The 19,200-nt window shown below is 36.4% G+C and carries 20 protein-coding genes and 3 pseudogenes; 7 read left to right on the forward strand and 16 right to left on the reverse strand.

The annotated features are described in order from the left end of the window. Window positions 1–116 precede the first annotated feature (116 nt). The 4 genes and pseudogenes from IPH52_07575 (at window position 117) to IPH52_07590 (ending at window position 3,101) form a co-directional block, all read left to right on the forward strand. A complete protein-coding gene (locus IPH52_07575; protein MBK7054900.1) occupies window positions 117–737 on the forward strand; it encodes a transposase in 621 nt (206 codons plus the stop codon). Window positions 738–861: 124 nt separating this feature from the next. After that, on the forward strand, window positions 862–1,080 hold the full coding sequence (locus IPH52_07580; protein ID MBK7054901.1) for a hypothetical protein: 219 nt from the start codon (window positions 862–864) through the stop codon (window positions 1,078–1,080). 563 nt (window positions 1,081–1,643) lie between these two features. Beyond that, window positions 1,644–2,405 (forward strand): annotated as a pseudogene (locus IPH52_07585) (ATP-binding protein). 537 nt (window positions 2,406–2,942) lie between these two features. Beyond that, window positions 2,943–3,101, forward strand: coding sequence for a hypothetical protein (locus IPH52_07590; protein ID MBK7054902.1), 159 nt, complete (start codon window positions 2,943–2,945; stop codon window positions 3,099–3,101). A 221-nt stretch (window positions 3,102–3,322) separates the two neighbouring features. Here IPH52_07590 and IPH52_07595 read toward each other — a convergent pair whose 3' ends face one another. From IPH52_07595 to IPH52_07635, 9 genes and pseudogenes are all read right to left on the reverse strand, one after another. Further along, entirely contained in the window at window positions 3,323–3,916 is a 594-nt protein-coding gene (locus tag IPH52_07595; GenBank protein ID MBK7054903.1) for a hypothetical protein, read from the reverse strand. Then, window positions 3,885–4,307 carry a TlpA family protein disulfide reductase gene (locus IPH52_07600; protein ID MBK7054904.1) on the reverse strand — a complete coding sequence of 141 codons (423 nt, stop codon included), beginning with the start codon at window positions 4,305–4,307 and terminating at the stop codon, window positions 3,885–3,887. The genes IPH52_07595 and IPH52_07600 overlap by 32 nt, the downstream gene beginning before the upstream one ends. Before the next feature lie 57 nt (window positions 4,308–4,364). Continuing rightward, window positions 4,365–4,679: a PilZ domain-containing protein gene (locus tag IPH52_07605; protein ID MBK7054905.1), complete on the reverse strand. Its 315-nt coding sequence runs from the start codon at window positions 4,677–4,679 to the stop codon at window positions 4,365–4,367. After that, window positions 4,633–5,202: a PilZ domain-containing protein gene (locus IPH52_07610; protein MBK7054906.1), complete on the reverse strand. Its 570-nt coding sequence runs from the start codon at window positions 5,200–5,202 to the stop codon at window positions 4,633–4,635. Before IPH52_07610 ends, IPH52_07605 begins: the two co-directional genes overlap by 47 nt. A 20-nt stretch (window positions 5,203–5,222) precedes the next feature. Continuing rightward, window positions 5,223–5,420 carry a hypothetical protein gene (locus tag IPH52_07615; GenBank protein MBK7054907.1) on the reverse strand — a complete coding sequence of 66 codons (198 nt, stop codon included), beginning with the start codon at window positions 5,418–5,420 and terminating at the stop codon, window positions 5,223–5,225. Between the two features lie 157 nt (window positions 5,421–5,577). Further along, window positions 5,578–6,054, reverse strand: coding sequence for a hypothetical protein (locus tag IPH52_07620; GenBank protein MBK7054908.1), 477 nt, complete (start codon window positions 6,052–6,054; stop codon window positions 5,578–5,580). Beyond that, entirely contained in the window at window positions 6,039–6,695 is a 657-nt protein-coding gene (locus IPH52_07625; GenBank protein ID MBK7054909.1) for a hypothetical protein, read from the reverse strand. The genes IPH52_07620 and IPH52_07625 overlap by 16 nt, the downstream gene beginning before the upstream one ends. An 88-nt stretch (window positions 6,696–6,783) precedes the next feature. Beyond that, a pseudogene (locus IPH52_07630) lies at window positions 6,784–7,626 on the reverse strand (hypothetical protein). A 156-nt stretch (window positions 7,627–7,782) separates the two neighbouring features. Then, window positions 7,783–8,613 carry a crotonase/enoyl-CoA hydratase family protein gene (locus IPH52_07635; GenBank protein ID MBK7054910.1) on the reverse strand — a complete coding sequence of 277 codons (831 nt, stop codon included), beginning with the start codon at window positions 8,611–8,613 and terminating at the stop codon, window positions 7,783–7,785. Between the two features lie 467 nt (window positions 8,614–9,080). Between IPH52_07635 and IPH52_07640 the strand changes: the two genes are divergently transcribed. Beyond that, on the forward strand, window positions 9,081–11,198 hold the full coding sequence (locus IPH52_07640; protein ID MBK7054911.1) for an adenylate/guanylate cyclase domain-containing protein: 2,118 nt from the start codon (window positions 9,081–9,083) through the stop codon (window positions 11,196–11,198). 77 nt (window positions 11,199–11,275) lie between these two features. On the opposite strand, the gene IPH52_07645 is transcribed toward IPH52_07640, so the two are convergent. The 3 genes and pseudogenes from IPH52_07645 to IPH52_07655 form a co-directional block, all read right to left on the reverse strand. Beyond that, window positions 11,276–11,878, reverse strand: a complete 603-nt coding sequence (locus IPH52_07645; protein MBK7054912.1) for a VTT domain-containing protein — start codon at window positions 11,876–11,878, stop codon at window positions 11,276–11,278. Window positions 11,879–11,887: 9 nt separating this feature from the next. Further along, a pseudogene (gene mutL / locus IPH52_07650) lies at window positions 11,888–13,708 on the reverse strand (DNA mismatch repair endonuclease MutL). A gap of 12 nt (window positions 13,709–13,720) precedes the next feature. Next, window positions 13,721–14,095: a transcriptional repressor gene (locus IPH52_07655; protein MBK7054913.1), complete on the reverse strand. Its 375-nt coding sequence runs from the start codon at window positions 14,093–14,095 to the stop codon at window positions 13,721–13,723. 98 nt (window positions 14,096–14,193) lie between these two features. Between IPH52_07655 and IPH52_07660 the strand changes: the two genes are divergently transcribed. Next, window positions 14,194–14,535: a hypothetical protein gene (locus tag IPH52_07660; GenBank protein MBK7054914.1), complete on the forward strand. Its 342-nt coding sequence runs from the start codon at window positions 14,194–14,196 to the stop codon at window positions 14,533–14,535. Between the two features lie 22 nt (window positions 14,536–14,557). Here IPH52_07660 and IPH52_07665 read toward each other — a convergent pair whose 3' ends face one another. Genes IPH52_07665 through lenA form a run of 4 tightly spaced genes read right to left on the reverse strand, consistent with a single transcriptional unit; the run spans window position 14,558 to window position 17,885 of the window. Further along, window positions 14,558–14,884 (reverse strand): DUF2185 domain-containing protein, encoded by a 327-nt coding sequence (locus tag IPH52_07665; GenBank protein MBK7054915.1) that lies wholly within the window; start codon window positions 14,882–14,884, stop codon window positions 14,558–14,560. Window positions 14,885–14,896: 12 nt separating this feature from the next. Next, a complete protein-coding gene (gene ilvN, locus IPH52_07670; protein MBK7054916.1) occupies window positions 14,897–15,376 on the reverse strand; it encodes an acetolactate synthase small subunit in 480 nt (159 codons plus the stop codon). Beyond that, the gene (gene ilvB / locus IPH52_07675; protein MBK7054917.1) at window positions 15,373–17,085 is read right to left on the reverse strand and encodes a biosynthetic-type acetolactate synthase large subunit; all 1,713 of its coding nucleotides are present in this window, start codon (window positions 17,083–17,085) and stop codon (window positions 15,373–15,375) included. The genes ilvN and ilvB overlap by 4 nt, the downstream gene beginning before the upstream one ends. A gap of 35 nt (window positions 17,086–17,120) precedes the next feature. Continuing rightward, on the reverse strand, window positions 17,121–17,885 hold the full coding sequence (lenA, locus tag IPH52_07680) for a lipoprotein LenA (protein ID MBK7054918.1): 765 nt from the start codon (window positions 17,883–17,885) through the stop codon (window positions 17,121–17,123). Between the two features lie 197 nt (window positions 17,886–18,082). Between lenA and IPH52_07685 the strand changes: the two genes are divergently transcribed. Beyond that, window positions 18,083–19,198 carry a tetratricopeptide repeat protein gene (locus IPH52_07685; protein MBK7054919.1) on the forward strand — a complete coding sequence of 372 codons (1,116 nt, stop codon included), beginning with the start codon at window positions 18,083–18,085 and terminating at the stop codon, window positions 19,196–19,198. The last annotated feature ends 2 nt before the right edge of the window (window positions 19,199–19,200 follow it).

A 19,200-nucleotide genomic window follows, 5' to 3' on the forward strand; every position in this document is an offset into this window, starting at 1 on the left:
GGGAGGGTGTGAATGGAAAGTAGAAACGGACATAGGTCGGAAAACAGAAACGGACATGTTTTTGGAGGCAGAATGGTAGATAGACTAAATTATTTCTAGAAGTAATTTAGAATGAAATGGTTAAAAGACAGATGTTTAGTAAGATTCAGAAATTACGAATGCAGGGATTTTCAATGGAGGCAATTGCCCTAGAATTGGGAATAAATCGAAAGACGGTCTCGAATTACGTTCAGATGAGCCCAGAGGAATATATTGCCTATGAAATGGAATCTAGAAGTCGGAAGCGAATTCCGAGTGAATATAAAGAGAAGATAATAGAGATATACCGCAATAACGGATTTAAGCGCCTCAACATGACTGGGGTATACGATTACCTCGAAGAGATTGTTGGTAAATTGGCATTTACCGATCGAACGTTACGAAATTACATCAATTCATTAATTCAGAATGGCGAATTAAAAATTTCCGAGACAATAAGGATGTATGAAAAAGTTGCACCTTTACCGTTTGGAAAACAGATACAGATGGATTTTGGTCAATACAAATTTAAATCAGGTTTAAAAGTATATATATTTGCCACACTATTATCTGCAAGTAGGTATAAATATGTTTCATTTCAAGACAGACCATTTCGTGGAAAAGATATAATCGATCATCTAATTAATTGTTTTGAATACTTTGGAGGTCAACCAGAAGAGTTAGTAATCGATCAAGATGCTTGCGTTAGTTGCATCTGAAAATCATGGAGACATTCTATATACAAAGAATTTTTCTCATTTCATAGAAGAAATGAATTTGAAGATGTATGTATGTCGGAAAGCAGATCCAGAATCAAAAGGAAGGTCGAGAATTTAGTTGGCTATGTGGAAGCACAATTTTCTGGATATTCGAGATTATTCGGAGATAGAAGAATTATGTAAGAGCGGATTATTATGGTTAGACCGAAGAGCAAATGGAAGTATCTCCGCAGCAACGGGCTTAATTCCAGCCGATGTCATTACTGAAGAAAGAAAGTTTTTACATCCAATTCGAAATTCTATTTTAAGATTAATTCGATTGTTAAGGATGAAAGAATTGTAAGTCAGCAGAGTTTTATTTCTTATCAAAATTCTTTGTATTCAGTTCCTACTGGGTACCGGAATCAGAAAGTAGAAGTAGCGGTAATTCTAGATATTCTCTACATCTACTCACTTGACAACGTATTATTAGCCGAACACAAAATAACCAGTATTTACAGGAAAAAGTCATTAAAAGAGAACATTTTAGAGAGAAAGAGAAAAAGCTTTCTGATTTAAAAGAGGATATTCCCAGACTGTTTGCATTACCTTTATGGAAAGAATTTGTGCTTATGAATTTCAGAACGTTTCCACGTTATACGCGAGATCAATGCATATTGGCAAAGAAATATTTCAATAAAGATACGAATGAAAATTTATTATTGCAAGCCTTGCTCTTTTGCAATGAAAACAAAACTTTTCTTTTAAGAATCTATTTGACTCCTACAATTATTTTTCCAATGAAGATAAAGCAGATCAGGTAGGAACAAAAAAAGAAGTTAAGTCATTTGAAAATAAAACGCTAAAGATAGATGTAAGTTTGAGAGAATTACAAGAATATACCTCTCACATTCTAGGAGAGGCGGTATGAAAATAAATAAAGAAGTTAATGAAATCACAACCGCTTTAGGATTAAATGGAATGAGAGAAAACTTGGATAAAATTATTCAAGAAGCAGAATCTAAAAAAAGTTCCTATCTTACATTTCTACTATCGCTTTTGGAGTCGGAAGTAAAAGGCAGAACAAAAAAAAGACTGCGTCGAAATTTTACAGCAGCTCACTTTCCGATTGAGAAACAATTTGAAACTTTTGAATTCAATCGAATAAAAGGAATTTCTAAGATAGAGATTAACAATCTTTTAGGATTGTGGATGGCTTGATAGAAAACAAAATATTCTTTTATTCGGTCCTCCTGGAATTGGAAAAACTCATATCGGTATCGCACTTGGATTCGTTGCTCTGAATAAAGGATACACTGTTTGCTTTGAGCGGGTAACGAGTCTTATGCACCTATTCAAAGTTTCTTCCATTCAAAAGCAAGCAGAACATAGAATTAAAAAAATCATGAAAGCAAATCTTATCATCATTGATGAAATCGGATACACCCCATTGATAAAAAAAGAAGCAAATCTCTTCTTTAATCTCATCTCAGAAGTCTATGAAAAATCTTCTATAATTCTCACCTCAAACAAGTCATTCGAAAACTGGGCGGAAATGCTTGGTGACACGACAATGACCGCAGCTTTACTTGATAGACTTTTACACCATGCGAAAATATTTAACTTACAGGGGATTCTTATCGCCTAAATAACAAAAATTTAAATAAGGAGGTCAATACTATTTCTTAAAATCTTCCCACCTTTTCTTTCCAACGAATGTCCGTTTCTGTTTTCCGAGCAATGGGTAATTCTACTTTCCATTCACAGAGGGAAGTAGGACGCTACCAAGATATTCACCGCAATACTACAAAGCCACTCTAACGAGTGGCTTTTTTGTTTTAAGAGGACTAAAAAGTTAGAGAGGGCAAATACTAAAAAGCTCCCGAACTATTATTTAAAAAAAACTCATCGCCCTTGTGCGAAAAAGTTCGTTGCATGGGGGAGTAGGACGGGCGTAGGCGCTGGTGCTCCGACCAAGGAGCAAGGGGGGACAAGATATTTACCATAGAATTGCGACCCAAGGAAGCAATTCTGGACAAAGTGGACTACTACATGAAAAGTGGACACGATTTTAGGTTTCCAAAAGGAGACCAAGATGAGAGTATATACAAAAGAATTTAAATTAGAGTCAGTAAGACTTTACATTGCAAATGAGAAAATAAAAAGAAGACAGCGCGGGATTTAGGAATACCCGTAGGAACTTTAAAAAGTTGGATTGAGAAACATATGAATGAAGCTGTAAATAAACCAAAAGAAAAGCCCAAGAAAAGGGACTATGAAAAGGAACTGAAAGAGAAAGATAAACTCATTCAAAGATTAGAAGACGAGAATTTAATTTTAAAAAAGTCAATAGGCATTTTTACGAGAGACCCTCAACAAAAATAAATAAGTTTTTTTTCATAAAAGAAAATAGAGAAGTTTTTGATGTGGTAAAAATGTGCGAAGCTTTAGAAGTCTCAACGAGTGGCTATTACGATTGGTTAAAAAGAAAGAGAGTAAGAGAAAACAGTATCATCGTTTTTTAATTTCTTGGATTGTGCAAGTTCATGCAGAGCCTGATGTTTTTTCGAAATAGCAAACTTACAGTTTCTAGAATATCATTATCATCAAATCTTAATCTTCTTCTGCAATTCTTTTAAGTTTAAATAATTCTTAAGAGTGAATCCTAAAACAGCATCGTCTGATTTAAGTGTTGCTGCTTTTTTTTGAATTTCAATTGCTTTGTCAAGTAAGCCAATTAGGTAAAGGAGCCTTGCATAGATGGTTAAGAAGTATGAATCTTCTGGTTTTTTTTCTAAGATGAATTCTATCCAGTCGATGGAATAGGCGAAGGCAGCTAAGGAGTTACCGGCAAATTCTAATAAGCCAGTGCTTACGAAATTTGCAAGAGTTTCTGGCGAAAAGGAATCCTTGTTAATAGATTTACAGAGAGATTCTATTAAATCATTTTCCCCTATCATAGATGCAAGATATACAACGGTTTGAAATACCTGCGGCTGATCGGGATAAATCGCTAGCATCTTCTTTACAGTTTCGAATAGATTTTTGATTAGTTCTTTTGCATTCTCACCATCTTGGCTAATTTCTTGCAGCGCTTCATCATATGTTTTCTTATATACACTTAGCTCTATTAACTTTGATTCCGAAATCTTGCCTGTGATGTAAGAGTCAGAATTGGTGCAATTTCTGCGGGATGGCAATGCCAGATGAGCCTACCATTGCATCCACTAAAAAGGAATGTGGAATTCCTGGTATGCCTGCCATATAGGAATCGTAAACAGAATCAGGTGCAATCGCTACACGATAATCCATTTGATTTCCCATTTGCTCCACAAAAGGTAGAACCGTTTCCTTATCTTCTTGGGTAATACCGATTATCTCCAACTTCCCTACATACTTCTTCTGTAGTTCAGTCAAATGAGGAATTGTCTGTAAACAAGGTCCGCACCAAGTCGCCCAGCATTCAACAATGGTTAGTTGTTTGCCAACGTCTAAGGCTTTGCCTTTTACCCAATACACTTCCTTTAAAGAAGGAGCTTTGTTTCCAATCTCTAAAGGAGTTGGTTCTAAATTTGATTCTTCATTATTCATTGCATTTTCCTGAACAAGAAATTCTTCATTCCTCATTAACCATTAACCATTAAAAACCTATCTATCTCTTGCTTCGAAACTGGAAAAAAAGACGGAAGCAGAAAATGAAAAAGTGGTAGAGAATATTTTCTTTAGATCACTAAAAGAAATGCCAATACCGACAGGCTTATTGTATTTAGATTCAGCGTTGATCCAACTAATTGCTCCGTTCCCGCTAAATCGAAATCCTAGGAGTTTGAACGAAAAAGCAACCGCATCGCCTACCTTAGTTGGTTCGCTCGTGGATAAGAAAAGTCCTCCTTCAGAAACATTTAGAATATCACTTTTAGGAATTTTTCCCGTGTTTCCAATCGCATGGAATTGTAATATCATAACGAGGAAGAAGCTTACTTTGAAGATAATTCTTTAATTCTTTTTTTGCATGTGCTGTCTTTTCATCATAATTGAATCGAAGACCAACATTTTCTCCTTGAATTCGAACAACGCTTGCGGATACTTTCCAGTCTTTTTCAATATCAAACGTCAAAGCAAATTCATCTTCATCCGAAATATACCCATCGACTTCTGCAAGGCAACCAGTCGGGCTAACATCAAGAGTAGTTACATTAAGTTTATTACCGAGGGAATCGACTAGAACACCTTTCAGTGGAATTTCTGTTCTCCATTTTTTTCTAAATCCTCTTGGAAGAAGAGTTAAGTAAGGAGTGGAAATTTCTGAATTAAGAAAATAAAGAATTAGAAAGAAAGGAAGAGCTGTAATGATTAAGTTTAAGATAAGTCTTTCTTTACTCATTACGTCTGTTTCGATTCCGTTGAATTGAAACAGTAAATAAAAACCATGAATAATCAATGCTGAGTTAAAAGCGAGGAATAGGAAATAACCCCATTTCTTCACTCCTAAAATTCCTACGCCAACTAAAAACCCATCAGGTTTAGAATTATATTTAGCTTATCAAAACTAGACAAGATTGATTTTGCATCTGTCAGAGGTAGATCAAGCTTATACGATGTCGCTATGTAGCTAACGATTGGTGTAATTATAAAATACGTTCCAATGATTTTAATTGGAGTTGGCAGGTTAGAAAATGAAATTGGAAATATTGTTTTAAACATAGCTTACGTTAAATCCTTTTATTGGTCTGATATGAATTTTAAATTTCTAAGAAAATAAACAGAATACTTATCTTTAGCTCTTTATACTTTTTTGTAAATCTGAAAATGAAAAGGCTACTTAAAAAAACACAGATTTCTTTATAGTAGCCCTTAGAATTTATTTGGTAACTTTAATTTGAACTACACCTGGTTTTACTTCTTTTTGCTCGAATTTAATTCCCATGTCTTCTCTTTTCTCGCGCATTCTTCTGTATAAAACGGTTCCGTTAAAATCAGCTTGGACTTCGAGAACAATAGAGTTATTGGAATTGGAGCTTCCTTTTTGATTCACTGCATTTACGCCTTTGATATTTCTTATGATTCCATCAATGCCCTTGTCTAAGAAATCATCGTAGTTCATTCCATCTATGACTAGGCGAATCATCATTCCTCTTTTCCATTTGGTTCTGATTTGTTCTAGAATTTTTGGTTTGGAAGTTACGAGTGCTTTGTCAATTGCTTCTTGTGCGCCGCGCTCTGTATCCACATGAGGAGCTGCACCACCAGCGTTGTCAGCAGCAATTAGTTTTGCTGATCCAACATCTACAATTTTGAAACGAACAGTAGCTTGCATAGACATCATACCGGAGTCCATGATAGGTCCGTTATTTTTACAATGGTTTGTCCAATGAATAAAATCTCTGCTCCCATTTGGGCTGCCACTTCTGTTGCCTTTGCTTCTGCACTTGTATCACCGTAGACACCGATAGTCTTTCCGCCTTCTTTAGCAAGAATTCTACGGAATTGTTCTTTGTCTAAGAATTGGAATTCAGAAAAGTTTTTCACAATTGCATTTTCTGTCACAATAGCTGTCGGCGGGCTTTTTCTTTTATCAATCTCTTCATCAACGATCATGAGAAAATTAGGATTACCCGCTTGCGTAAGCATCTTGTCGATAATGCTCTGTGCAGTTCCTCGATCTACGCGTCCCTTTGCATCAATTTCAACTAACGCACCCTTTTTGCGATCTTTGCCGATTTGTTGGTAGTCAAGAACAAATCCTTCTACTGATGTATTGACTACCGCCTCCATCAATTGTCCTTGGTCAACTTTGGTGTTTCCCTCTACTAATTCGCCTAGACCTTTGGCGACGATTTCGCGTTTTGCATTTAATTCAGCATCATCTAGATTAATCCCTGTAACGTTTTTAACATAAATAAACCCGTCACTTTTTTTCTCCGGTGTAGCACAATAAAATAAAGTGAAACCTAAAACTAAAGAAATTATTTTCTTCATTTATTTTCCTCTGAAATTCTTTCGAATTATTAAAATCCACTACAATGTAAAAAGGATTAAATTTAAGGCAACATTTTATTTGTGATAATCAATAGATTTCAAGGTTTTCTAATGTAGTGAAGAATCCACTTTGGACTAGAACAGAAAAGTCAGCCATTTCCTCTGTGCGTAGTCTTAGAATTCCATCAGAATCATAGGCTTGCAAAAGATTCGCACTTGCTAAATGATTATCTCCAAGTCTTGCATGAGCACGCGCTTTTGTGATAAAGTCTTCCGGGTCTAAGTCTTCAAAATAGGAAAGATGATAATCTATATATTTCAAAGCATTATAAGGATCGTTTAATTTTAAATACGATTTAGAGAGCAGTGCATAGTGTAAAAAATGTTTTTCCAAATCCATTTTGAGAGATCGCTTAAGACAAACAATACAAGAGTTATAACTGCCGCGCTCGTAGTAAAGATTTCCTAACTCTGCCCAAATGTCTTTGCGCTCAATTCCACCTTTGCCACGAGTGAGTCTTTCCTGCGATAATGCTTTCTTTTAAACTTGAATCGATTCATTGGCACGCTCTGTGTCTTTTAAAAGTGAGGCTAATGTCAAATAAAGCTCTAAGTAATCGGGATATTTTTCAATTCCTTTGTTCAGCATATTCTTGGCAGATTTTAGTTTATCTGTTTTTAAATAGTAAATAGCAGTTAGTAAATACGCCTGCGGGACTTCGGCGTTCTTAGCAAGTTCTGCAAAGGTTTGCATTGCCTGGTCTTGGTTGCCTACATGTTGCTGACACCAACCTTTACGCGCTGTTAGTCGCGCAATGGTTCTTGGATTTTTTGTTTCTGCAATTGCTCTATTGTAGCTATTGAAGGCTCTCGAATAATGCTTCATACTTTCTTCATACAAAGCCTGTCTGAGAATTGATATAAAGCTCATTAACGTGCCTTACGCAGGTGCACCAGCGTTTTCACGCTGGACTGGAATTTTTGACACCCGAACTCAATGTTGCTTCCATTAGGGCGCAACATAATGGTGGGCTTGCTGCCGCAGGCTATTAATTCATTAGAATTATCTAATATTCTAAAGTGCATTCTATTTTCCTTTATTTGCATTATAAACGGGCTTCGTTCTTGTGGAAAATCCATTTCGGGCAGCATCAAAATCATTGGATGCAAGAAAACTCGAATTCCAAACACATACATAGTTAAGTCCTGCATCCATTGGTTTACCTTCACAATAGCGCATAACTTCTTTTACCCCTTCGACGACGAGTGTAGAAGAGGAAGCAATATCGTGAGCTACTTCTTTTGCTTTTTTCATTGCGTCTTCTAGTGTAGGATAAATGCCATTCACCAGATTCATCTTACTTGCCTCAGAAGAAGTAACGTCTCTTCCAGTTAGAGCCATTTCTCTTGTATACCCTTGACCAATGATAGCGGGTAATCGGTTTATACTTCCCATATCGGCTACAATGGCAACTTTTACTTCTCTCAGAGAAAAGCTTGCGTCCTCTGTGCAATAGCGAATATCACAAGCAGAGATTAAATCTAGTGCTCCTCCAATGCAATGTTTTTGCACTACAGCAATCGACGGCTTATTGGAATTATACACTGCATTGATTCCGCTTTGCATCACTTGAATATGATTGTAAAATCTTTTACGTGTGTCTCCATGATTGGGAACTAGAAATTCTTCAACTTGTGTTGTAAAACTTAATACATCAAGTCCTGTAGAAAAAGATTTGCCCTTAGCCGCTATCACGAAGGCGCGGATGTTATCGTCTTTGTTGATTTCATCGACTATTTCTGGCAGATCTCTCCAAAAGCTCCAGTCCATCGCATTTCGCTTTTCTGGTTTGTTTAAATATACAATTGCAATATGATCTTCTATTTCTATCTCGAAAAATTCGTAGTTTGTTTTCATGCTTTACCTTGCTTAAGTGCTTTTTGCCACTGAGTCACTGAGACACAGAGAAAAGAGTTTAATTTGAACATTAGAGTTTAGGGTATTCTGACAAGAAAGACTGTAAAGTATTTTTTTCTGACGTCTAACTGTTCGGAAGCTTCGATTAATGTCGCTAGTTTTGTATTTTTGGGTTTTGTTTTATCAATGATACTATCAAAGATACTGTCAATCTTACTATTAGAGATACTTAGGAAGTTTTAAGAGTATCTTTGATAGTATGTTTCATAGCCTTGTTGAAAGTGTCTTTGATGCGGGGTTAAAAATTGTGGGTAACAGAAGAAGTGAGCGCGAAAAAATAATTTGGTTGTTTCGATATAGGAACGAAAGAAGGCGAAGAAACGCTTTATAAAATCTTTACCTCGAAATCTCGAACGCACTTAAAAAAAGAGTGAATTTTCCTGTCATAATCTTAAAATGACTCACTTATGAGTCATTTTATTTATATTCTAATTGTGTTTTTAGGAATTTCTTGCGCAGGAGAAAACTCAAAAGATGCACCGCTGGCGAGTAAGGGAATTCTTGATTTGCGTTCTTGGGATTTCGAGCAGGATGGGAAAACTTCTCTCTATGGAGAATGGGAGTTTTACTATAAACAATTTATTTTTCCTGATGAATTTAAAGAATCAAAAAATAGTATTCCTGATTATATTTCAATTCCGGCTCTTTGGAGCACAAAGAAAGTAAACGAAATAGAACTTTCGAACCAAGCCTATGCAACCTATAGATTAAAGCTTTTTGTAAACGAAAAATCCCGACCTTACGGTTTTCGCATTGGAGATATGTATAGCGCATACACCTTGTATGTCAATGGAGTCATTGTTGCCTCGAATGGAATTCCTGGAAAAAACAAATTAGAAGAAGTAGCGGAGTGGTATCCTGTTGTTAGTTTTGTGAATCTCAAAGAAGGCGAGAACGAAATTGTTCTTCATATTTCAAACTTCGCACATAGAAAGGGTGGAACCTGGGCGGATTTTGATTTAGGACTTGGGAAAGATATTTCCAATTATAAACATTGGCTTATTGCATTTGATTTCTTTCTAATTGGAAGCTTACTCATAATGGCTATTTACCATTTTGGTTTGTATACTCTTCGCCGAGTAGATGTTACTAGTTTACTTTTGGGGCTATTCTGTATTTGCTCCACTGTGAGAATTGGTGTTACCGGTGAGAGATTCTTTGTCCCTTTTTTACCTTTTAGAAGTTTTGAGACACAAGTAAGTTTAGAGTATATTTCTTTTTTTCTATCTTTCGGAGTATTTTACCAATTTCTAATTAGCCTATTTCAATACCCACGAAAAAAATGGATTGCATTTTTTTCCTGGTCGGTGGTTCTTTCCGGCGTTATATTGGTATTAACCACTAAAGCGACTGTATATAGCCATACTGCTATACCATTTCAAATTTTTATTCTGCTACAATCAGTTTATATGTTTGGAGTTATGTTTCGTGCTATTCGAAGAAGGGCAAAAGGAGCTAAGGCGGCGCTCACTGGAATTGTGATTTTATTTTCTACTTTTATCATCGAAATGTTATACCAAAATGAAGTTACTATATTCTCTGCTATTCCGCCCATTTTTGTTTATCCATTTGGTGTATTTCTATTCCTTTTCTTTCAATCTTATCTTCTTTCGGAAAGATTTTCACAGGCATTCTATTCAGTTGAAAAACTTTCTGATAACTTATTGAAAACAAATGAAGCTATTAGTAAGTTCGTGCCAACTGAATTTTTAGAACAATTAAATAAGAAAAGCGTAATGGATATTAGCCTCGGAGATCAAGTGCAAAGAAAGATGGCTGTTTTGTTTTCTGATATACGAGAGTTTACAAATCTGTCCGAAACAATGAGTCCTGCTGAAAATTTTAATTTTATTAATGCCTATATTAAGCGAATGAATCCTCATATTCTCTCACACAATGGATTCATAGATAAATATATTGGAGATGCTATTATGGCATTGTTTCCGAATAAATCAGAAGACGCAGTAAAGTCAGCAATAGAAATGCTTACAGAGGTAACGGTTTATAACACATTTAGAGCGACTAAGGGTTATAAGCCGATACGAGTTGGATTTGGAATTCATACTGGAAATTTGATGCTTGGAATCATTGGTGCGGACAATCGAATGGATGGAACTGTTATTTCAGATTCCGTAAATTTGTCCGCAAGACTTGAAGGTTTAACCAAAGAATATAAAGTATCTATTATTGTTTCCGAAATTGTTATTCAGGAACTCTCAAAGGATAATACCTATCATACGCGTTTACTTGATCGTGTTCAAGTTAAAGGCAAACAAGAAAAAGTCACAGTTTATCAAATCTATGATGGAATTACTAACTCTGAAATCGAGGCAATTGATTCAATAAAGTCAGACTTCGAGAAGGGAGTTCAATTATTTCACTCTGAAAAATACTCCGAGGCGAATGTATATTTTCTACGGGTAAATTCCATTCTACCGCAAGATTATCCAACAGAGATTTACTTAAAGAGATGTGAAGAAAAAAATAATAAGATTACCACCGATGCACACCGAGATCACCGATAAAAAATACGATAGCTCTCGATTATTTACAACTTTGTAAGAAAGCCAAATTATTTTTTATCGGTGGTAATCCGTAAATTTTATATCATATAAGATTGCATCTCTCTAACCCAGAAGACTATATCTTCCATCCAACCGAATTTGATGGCGTAATAGTAAACTGCGAAGCGGGGAAGACGTGTTAGGCTACAGAGTAGAAATTTAGAATAGGACATTTTGAAGCTACCAACGAGTATACTCATCCAGGAGTAAGGCAAAGGAGTGGTTGCCGCAATGACTACTGCCCACATTCCGTATTTCTCGAGATAGGGAAGAAGTTGACCTTCGTGTTTTTTGATTAGGTTTCTACCGTATTCGAATTTTGGAATTAAATAGCGACCGATAGCGTAAGAATTGGATCCACCGATTAAACTTCCTGCGAAGCTAAATAGGATTACTTCGAAGTCTCCGAGTTTACCCGCTACACCAAATACTAAAAATGCGTCAGGCACCATAAAGGCAGGCAGGGAATCACTGACTAATATTCCAAGACCAACACCCCATACTCCTAGATAGTCTACGAAGAGTTTTGAAAATTGAGTAATTGGTTCTTTGACAATATGAGCGAGTATAATTACAAGCCCGATGATTACAACGACTGCAAGAACTGATTGGAGAATGAGTTTACGTAAGTCTTTATCCATTTTGATAATTTATTTCCTGTGAAACATTTTTTCCAGATCGTCTCTGGTGAGTTTAATAAGAGTAGGTCGTCCGTGAGGGCAGCGGGAAGGATTTTCGCAGTAGCTTAGTCGGTTTAAGATTTCACCTAGTATATGGTCTGACATATGATCTCCCTTCTTTATTGCAGAACGACAGGCGACACACTTCGCCATTAAATCATATAATTCTTTTTCGAGGACTTTTGTTCCTTTGGTTCGATTTAAAAAATCTATGATTGTTTCTCTTTCTTTTCCTGCTTCTAGGAAAACAGGGATTTCCCGCACGAGAATAGTTCCGCCGCCTAGATCATCTAAAGTAATTCCTACTTTTGCATAATCTTCCTTACGCTCTAGAATTTCTTCTGCTTCTCCAACGGATAGATCAATCCGAATAGGAGTGAGAAGTTGCTGGCTTAGATTTTTGTTTTTTAATTTGTTTAATACTTCTTCGTAGCGAATTCTTTCGTGTGCGGTGTGTTGGTCTATGATATAAATTCCATCTTCTGCTTCGGCTAGAATAAATGTTTCGAATATAATTCCAAAGTGCTTTTTAGGAATGAATTCTCGTTTCATCTCTGGCTTTGCGGTTAATTGGTGTAAGCTTGCACCGGCACCGATATTTTCGACAGAGAAGGAGCTTTGTTATGGAACTTCTTTGTATAGATCATTATGAAGAATTTCTTGGACCGGTTTTAATTCTTATGTATTGGAAGTGCTTGAGAAAAAAGCAGGACTTGCGTTTAATACACTGTTTGCTCTGGCAATTGCGTCTGCTCTTTTTCCTTCGTTGAAAAATCTCTTTCTCATCTCTAAAATTCCAACAGGAGTTTTAGAGTTCAACTCTGCGTGAACCATTTCTAGAAAGAAGGAATTAAAACCTTCTTCATCTAAGAAACGAATTTCTTTTTTGGTCGGGTGAACGTTTACATCAATATGTCTTGGATCAATTTCAAAGAATAAAAAGCACCAGGGGTGCGCCTGTGTAGGAATTAATTCATCGTAGGCTTTTTTTAAAAGATAAGAACTGTATTTCATTTCAATCGGTCGCCCGTTGACAAATAGGAATTGTCCACTACGATTTGATTTGTAAAATTCGGGATCACTAATAAAGCCGTATGCTTTTAGCCCTTTCTTTTCGGACTTTACTTCGAGTAAGTGGTTTTCTAGATTATCACCAAAAACAGAAACAATTCTCTCTCGTGTAGTTGCAGGTTTTAGATTAAAAATTTCTTTTTGGTTTTGCACATACCTAAATCCAATCTTTGGATTTGCTACTGCTGTGATAGCGATTCTATCTTTGATTTTTTTATCTTCTGCTTTTTCTGATTTCAAAAACTTTCTACGAACAGGAGTATTGTAGAATAAATCTTCGACTGAGATTTTAGTTCCTTTAAAGCCAGTTGTATTTTTTCTTTCTATGATTTCCCCTTTCTCGCAGGAAATTTGAATGGCGGGAGCGTCTACTCTTGTGCCGGTAGTCATTTTTAATTTGGAGACTGATGCGATAGAAGAAAGAGCTTCCCCTCGAAAGCCGTATGTGTAGACTGTTTCGAGATCCTCTAAGTCTTTGATTTTACTTGTCGCATGACGTCTTATGCTTAGATCCAAGTCTTCTTCTGCAATTCCTGATCCGTTGTCAGATACTAAAATTTCTGCAAGACCTGCTGATTCGGTTTGTATGTCAATTTGTGTTGAGAGTGCATCAATGGAATTTTCCAATAACTCTTTGATGACAGAGTGAGCCGATTCGATTACCTCACCGGCTGCAATTTTATTGATTAGATTGACATCTAACTCGTGGATAATACCCATAAGTTGTTGAACTTAGTGTTCCAAACAGCTTTTACAAAAACCACGAATCGTAATTGCAATTTCCTCTGCTTCAAAAATATCTTTGAGAGAGGAAAGTTTATCTGAGATGTCTATGTCGGGAAAGTCTAGAACAGTGCCGCAATTTCGACAAATCAAATGAGAGTGTTTTTCTAAAACCGCATCGTAGTGGGCAGATTCAGAAAAGGAATCTAGTTTTTTTATAAAACCGTTATTATAAAGAAATTCGAGAGAGTTGTATACAGTCGCAAAGCTCAAACTTTTAACGCTGGTTCGAATGGAGTCATAGACCATCTTTGCAGTCGGATGATCGATTCGGGATTGCATATTCTCTAATATAATCTGTCTGTGTCGAGTGAGCTTTTTCATAATTTTTCTTAGAATATCTTTAATATAAATTATCTGAATTGCTAAGTCAAGTAAGAAAATTCCTTTCTTCCATAAATCGGAAATGTATTTTTGTATTTATGAAAGACCTTCAGTTTTATGCTGCAAATCTCTATTCTTTGGATTGTGAAAGAACGGCTGTATTGTATCAAAGATTGTTTTCGCTTTCTATTCTATCGAGCTCTAAGAATCACGCGGAGCTTCGCAGTTCAAATGGATTTTCCATTTTTATAGATAAACCTTCGATTCATTGTAATGTTACACCAGGAACGTTGAGCTTCTGTGTTTCGGAATTAAATGAGTCTTCGTTTGACTTAGATCCACTCAGTCTGGAGTCTTTTCATGAAAAGGAAAAATATGCTTCTTTTCTAGATGAGTATCAAAACAGAATTTGGATATTTGAGAAGAAGCTTACAGTTTAAATACTAGAGCGAATAATGGGCATTAGTCCATTGACTGAAATTTATCCTGTCCTGGAATTCTTTTCAGTCTTGTCTCAACAGGTAGACTAATGTAATCAATAATTGCTCTATCGTGATTAGCGATTGCATTGACATCAAATCTTTCTAGATTCTCTGCATTATTCATGTAATCCTCGTCTTCTACGCCTGCAATGAATCTCCATCCACTGTCTTTTTCATCATGCGGATAATCTCTATACATATATCCAACTTGCATTCCATCGACAGTGATTTTGTCTGTAGCAAGACAAGTTCCAATAGAAGGAACAAGTCTTACTCCATATTCTAATTTCAATTTAAAATTTTTCATCCTTTTTTATGGTTATCCGTTTTGACAGGCTAACGCAATTTGTCCGGTGCGAGCCATTTCTAGAATTCCATATTTGGTCATCATTGTAATAAAGGCAGCTACCTGTCTTGCGCTTCCAGAAAATTCTATCATGAGACTAGTATCTGTAACATCCACAATTTTAGAACCAAAGACTCCGCAAAGAGAAATGATCTCTGTGCGGTTACTATCTTTTGCCTCAACTTTTAATAGAACTAGTTCGCGCGTAATTGCTTCCATGTAAAACAGATCAGTAACTTTTAAAACATCTGGCAATTTCAAAAGTTGTTGCTTTACCTGGTCTACGACTGCATCGTCTCCTTTCAAAACGATTGTCATGCTAGATATATCAGGATTTTCTGTAACACCGACTGCGATAGAGTCGATGTTATAGCTTCTTCTTGTGAAGAGTCCTGATACATGACTCATTACGCCTGGATGATTGTTTACGAGTATATTTAATGTGTGTTTCATTTTGCTGCCTTCAAACTTGCTAGATCTTTAAATTCTAACATATCTTTTTGTGACTTACCTGCTGGAATCATTGGAAATACTTTTTCTTCTGCGGGAACTACTACTTCGAGTAATGCTGATTTGTCGTCTTTCAAGAAAAATTCCAATGCTTTATCAATGTCTTCTTTCTTAGAGATACACATTGCCGGAATTTTATATCCCTCTGCCACTTTTACAAAGTCAGGATTATAATTCCATTCGGAATTCGAGAACCTTTCTTCATAGAATAGCTCTTGCCACTGACGCACCATTCCTAGAAAATTATTATTGAAGATAAGAATCTTAACTCCAAGATTATACATCGTGATTGTGGCTAATTCTTGTATGTTCATCTGAATAGAGCCATCCCCTGAAATACAAATTACAGTTTTATCCGGTCTTCCGATCTTTGCTCCAATAGCAGCGGGTAAACCATAACCCATTGTCCCGAGTCCACCGGAGGTTAACCAGTTGTTAGGCTCATTGAACAGATAATACTGAGCAGCCCACATTTGATGTTGTCCTACATCAGTCGTGATAACTGCCTTTCCTTTTGTCTTTTCGTAGAGTTTATGAATAAAGTCTTGCGGCTTAATTTTGTTATCCGTAGAATTATCAAAGTCGAGAGGATGATTTGCCTTAAGCGTTTGAATATGCTTTAGCCAATCTGTTCTGTCTACTTTCTTTATATGAGGAATCACTGCTTTTAGCGCGTCTTTTAAATCTCCATGCAAGATATAGTCAACATCGATTCGCTTATTGAATTCTGCTGTATCGATGTCGATATGGGCACGAACTGCATTCTCTGCAAACTCCCCAATCTTTGCAACGCGATCATCGAAGCGAGCACCGAGGTTTAGAATATAATCACAATCCAATACCGCCTTATTCGCGTAAGCCGTTCCATGCATTCCAAGCATTCCAACTGAATTTGGATGCTCGCCTGGAAAAGAACCGATTCCCATAAGAGTTGTGGTTACTGGTATGTTGCCTGTAAGGGCTAATGTTTTAATTTCTTCTGCTGCATTTGCATTGATTGCACCACCTCCTACATAGAGAAGAGGGCGCTTGGCATTGTTAATTGCTTCTGCAAATGCCTTTACATCTCCAACGATTTCGGGCTTTGTATAATGGTGTGCGTCAATCTTTAACTTGGAAGCTTTGCGAACGGAAGTCAACTGTGTCTGAACATCTTTTGGGAAATCCAATAGAACAGGTCCAGGTCTTCCGCCTAACGCTATCTTATAGGCTTCTTCAAAATGCCTTGCGATATCATCAGCACTTCTCATGAGTGCATTGTATTTGGTAATCGGAATTGTAATTCCGAAAATATCTGCTTCTTGAAATGCGTCAGTTCCTATCGCACTTGTAGCAACTTGTCCCGTGATAGCAAGAATAGGAATTGAATCCATCTTAGCGTCAGCAAGACCTGTAACAAGATTGGTAGCCCCCGGTCCTGATGTGGCAATGCATACTCCAATTTTGCCGGTTGCTCTTGCATAACCTTCTGCCATATGAATTGCACCTTGCTCGTGTCTTACGAGATAGTGTTTAATTTTACTTTTGTAGAGTTCATCATAAAAAGGGAGAATGGCTCCTCCCGGATAACCAAAGCAAACCTCTATGCCTGCTTCCTCCATTAACTCGATTAATAATCTTGCACCTGTAATTTTATTTTCTGATCCTGACATTGATTTATCCTTTATTTTAATATTTTTATTTTCAGTCACTGCGGACTATTGGGAGTTTGCGTTTCTACTGGAGGCGCTACTGGTGTAGAAGGTGGCTCATCCATCATTTGATATTTTACAAGAATAGCTGTGACGACTGGTTGTAATACATCTTCTTTCTCATAGGCTTTCATTAACCTATCCTTTGCGTCTAATAGCAATTTGTCCCTATCTGTTCCTGTTAATTTATTTGCTTTCGCTATGATTTTATACGCTTCTCTAACTAATAAGGCAGTTTGACCGAGGAGTGGATCTTTCGAAAGTCTCTCGTCTGCAGCTTGGATCCACACATCATACCAATCTTCGACTAATCCATCTTTAACACTCGCAGTCAAACAATCTACATTTGCCCATTCTCCCTGAATCTCTTTTACGAAGCAGATTGAGCCAAGCGCAAACTTTCCCTTCGTCCCTGCTGTGAGTGTAGGTTTTCTGAATGCACTGAGTCCATCTTTCACAACAAATAACACTGCTTCTGAAAAGTTAGACGCAAGAGAATAACCCTCTTTACCTGTAACAGTAGAGAGTTTGTAAAAATCTTTTTTGTCTTCAGTGACTTTCTCTAAGACATTGACTTCTTCTAGAGCATAGACGAGTGTGACTCTATGCTCTTTTTTGGCTGAGCCCGCAATGGAACTAATATGCTGATCTATTTTTGAATAGCGCGTCCCTAGAATTTGTGCTTCCGCTTCTTTTGTCTTCGGTTTACATAAGACAAAAAAAGTTAAGGAAACAAGGATTAAAAGTATACTCTTTCTCATGTATTACAGTTTTTTAATTGTATTGTGCTTGTTAACAAAATTTTTTAGAATCGTTAGAAAATTAAAAAAAATTCTAAGAGGCTAATATTTTCTATAGAAAAAATCGTCAGTAAATTGTTGGTCTTTTTCCTTGAATTATTTTATTTCCAAACTTTATAGAAATTTGACCTTAAAGATGTTAAAAATATTCTGACAATATGAATGAAACGGATGTAGAATTAAACACAGAAGACCAGAGCTTTAATAAGATAAAAACTCTTGCGAAAGAGGCTTATAAGCTGATTGATCAACGAAAATACAAAGATGCGAAAGATAAATTTTTGGAGCTTTTAGTAACTGATCCTAATAATACGTATGGATTAGTTGGCATGGGAGATTTACTTTATAAAACTCAAAGCTACGAAGAAGCAATTAAGTATTACAAAACATGTTTAAGCCTAGATACATCCAATAAGTTTTCCATCATGGGGCTAATGAACTGTTACAGAGACATGAAACAGTTGAACCAAGTAATTCATATCGCAGAAGAATATCGTCATATAACGATGTCTGATGCTTCCATTTTGAGTAGGGTAGCAGACGCGCATCGAAAATTAAAGAACTTTAAAGAATCCGAAATCTATTATATGTCCGCTCTCCAGATCAATCCTACTGATCAATATGTAATCGTGGGTATCGGGCATCTCTATTTTGCCTGCCAGCGTTATCAGGATGCAATTAAGTGGTGGGAAAAGCTTGTAGCTACACAACCAAATAATATTAAAATTCTAACTGAAATAGGAAATAGCTATCGTAAGATTAAAGACTTCGATAGAGCAATCGAATACTATGAAATAGCAAGATCACTAGACGAAGGAAATTTCTTCGCACTCTACGGGCTTGCAGAATCCTACAGAGGAAAAAAAGAATTCAAGCGTGCCATTGTATTCTGGGAAAAAATTCTTCATTTTGATCCGAACAACAAGCTTATCATTAACCGCTATGCAGATAGTCTACGTGGACTTGGTGAATACGAAAAAGCGCTTGAGTGTTTTAATCGCATCCTTACATCAGATGAGGATTATTTTGCATTACTCGGGAAAGCTTCGACTCTCATTCTCATGGGTGAAACAGAGAAGTCGCAAGAAATCTTTTTACTCCTCCGCAGAAAAGATCCTCTCAATCCGCGTCCTGTTATGGAACTCGCTGATTTATGGTTTTACTCTAAGAATGAAAAAGAGAAAGCAATCTCTGTATTAAAAGAATTCCTAAAGAGCAATCCTTCCAATACAGATGTGAGCATGAAACTAGATCAGCTCCAAAACGAGATGTAATA

It is taken from the genome of Leptospiraceae bacterium, assembly GCA_016708435.1.
In the GTDB taxonomy this organism is placed as follows: Bacteria; Spirochaetota; Leptospiria; order Leptospirales; family Leptospiraceae; genus UBA2033.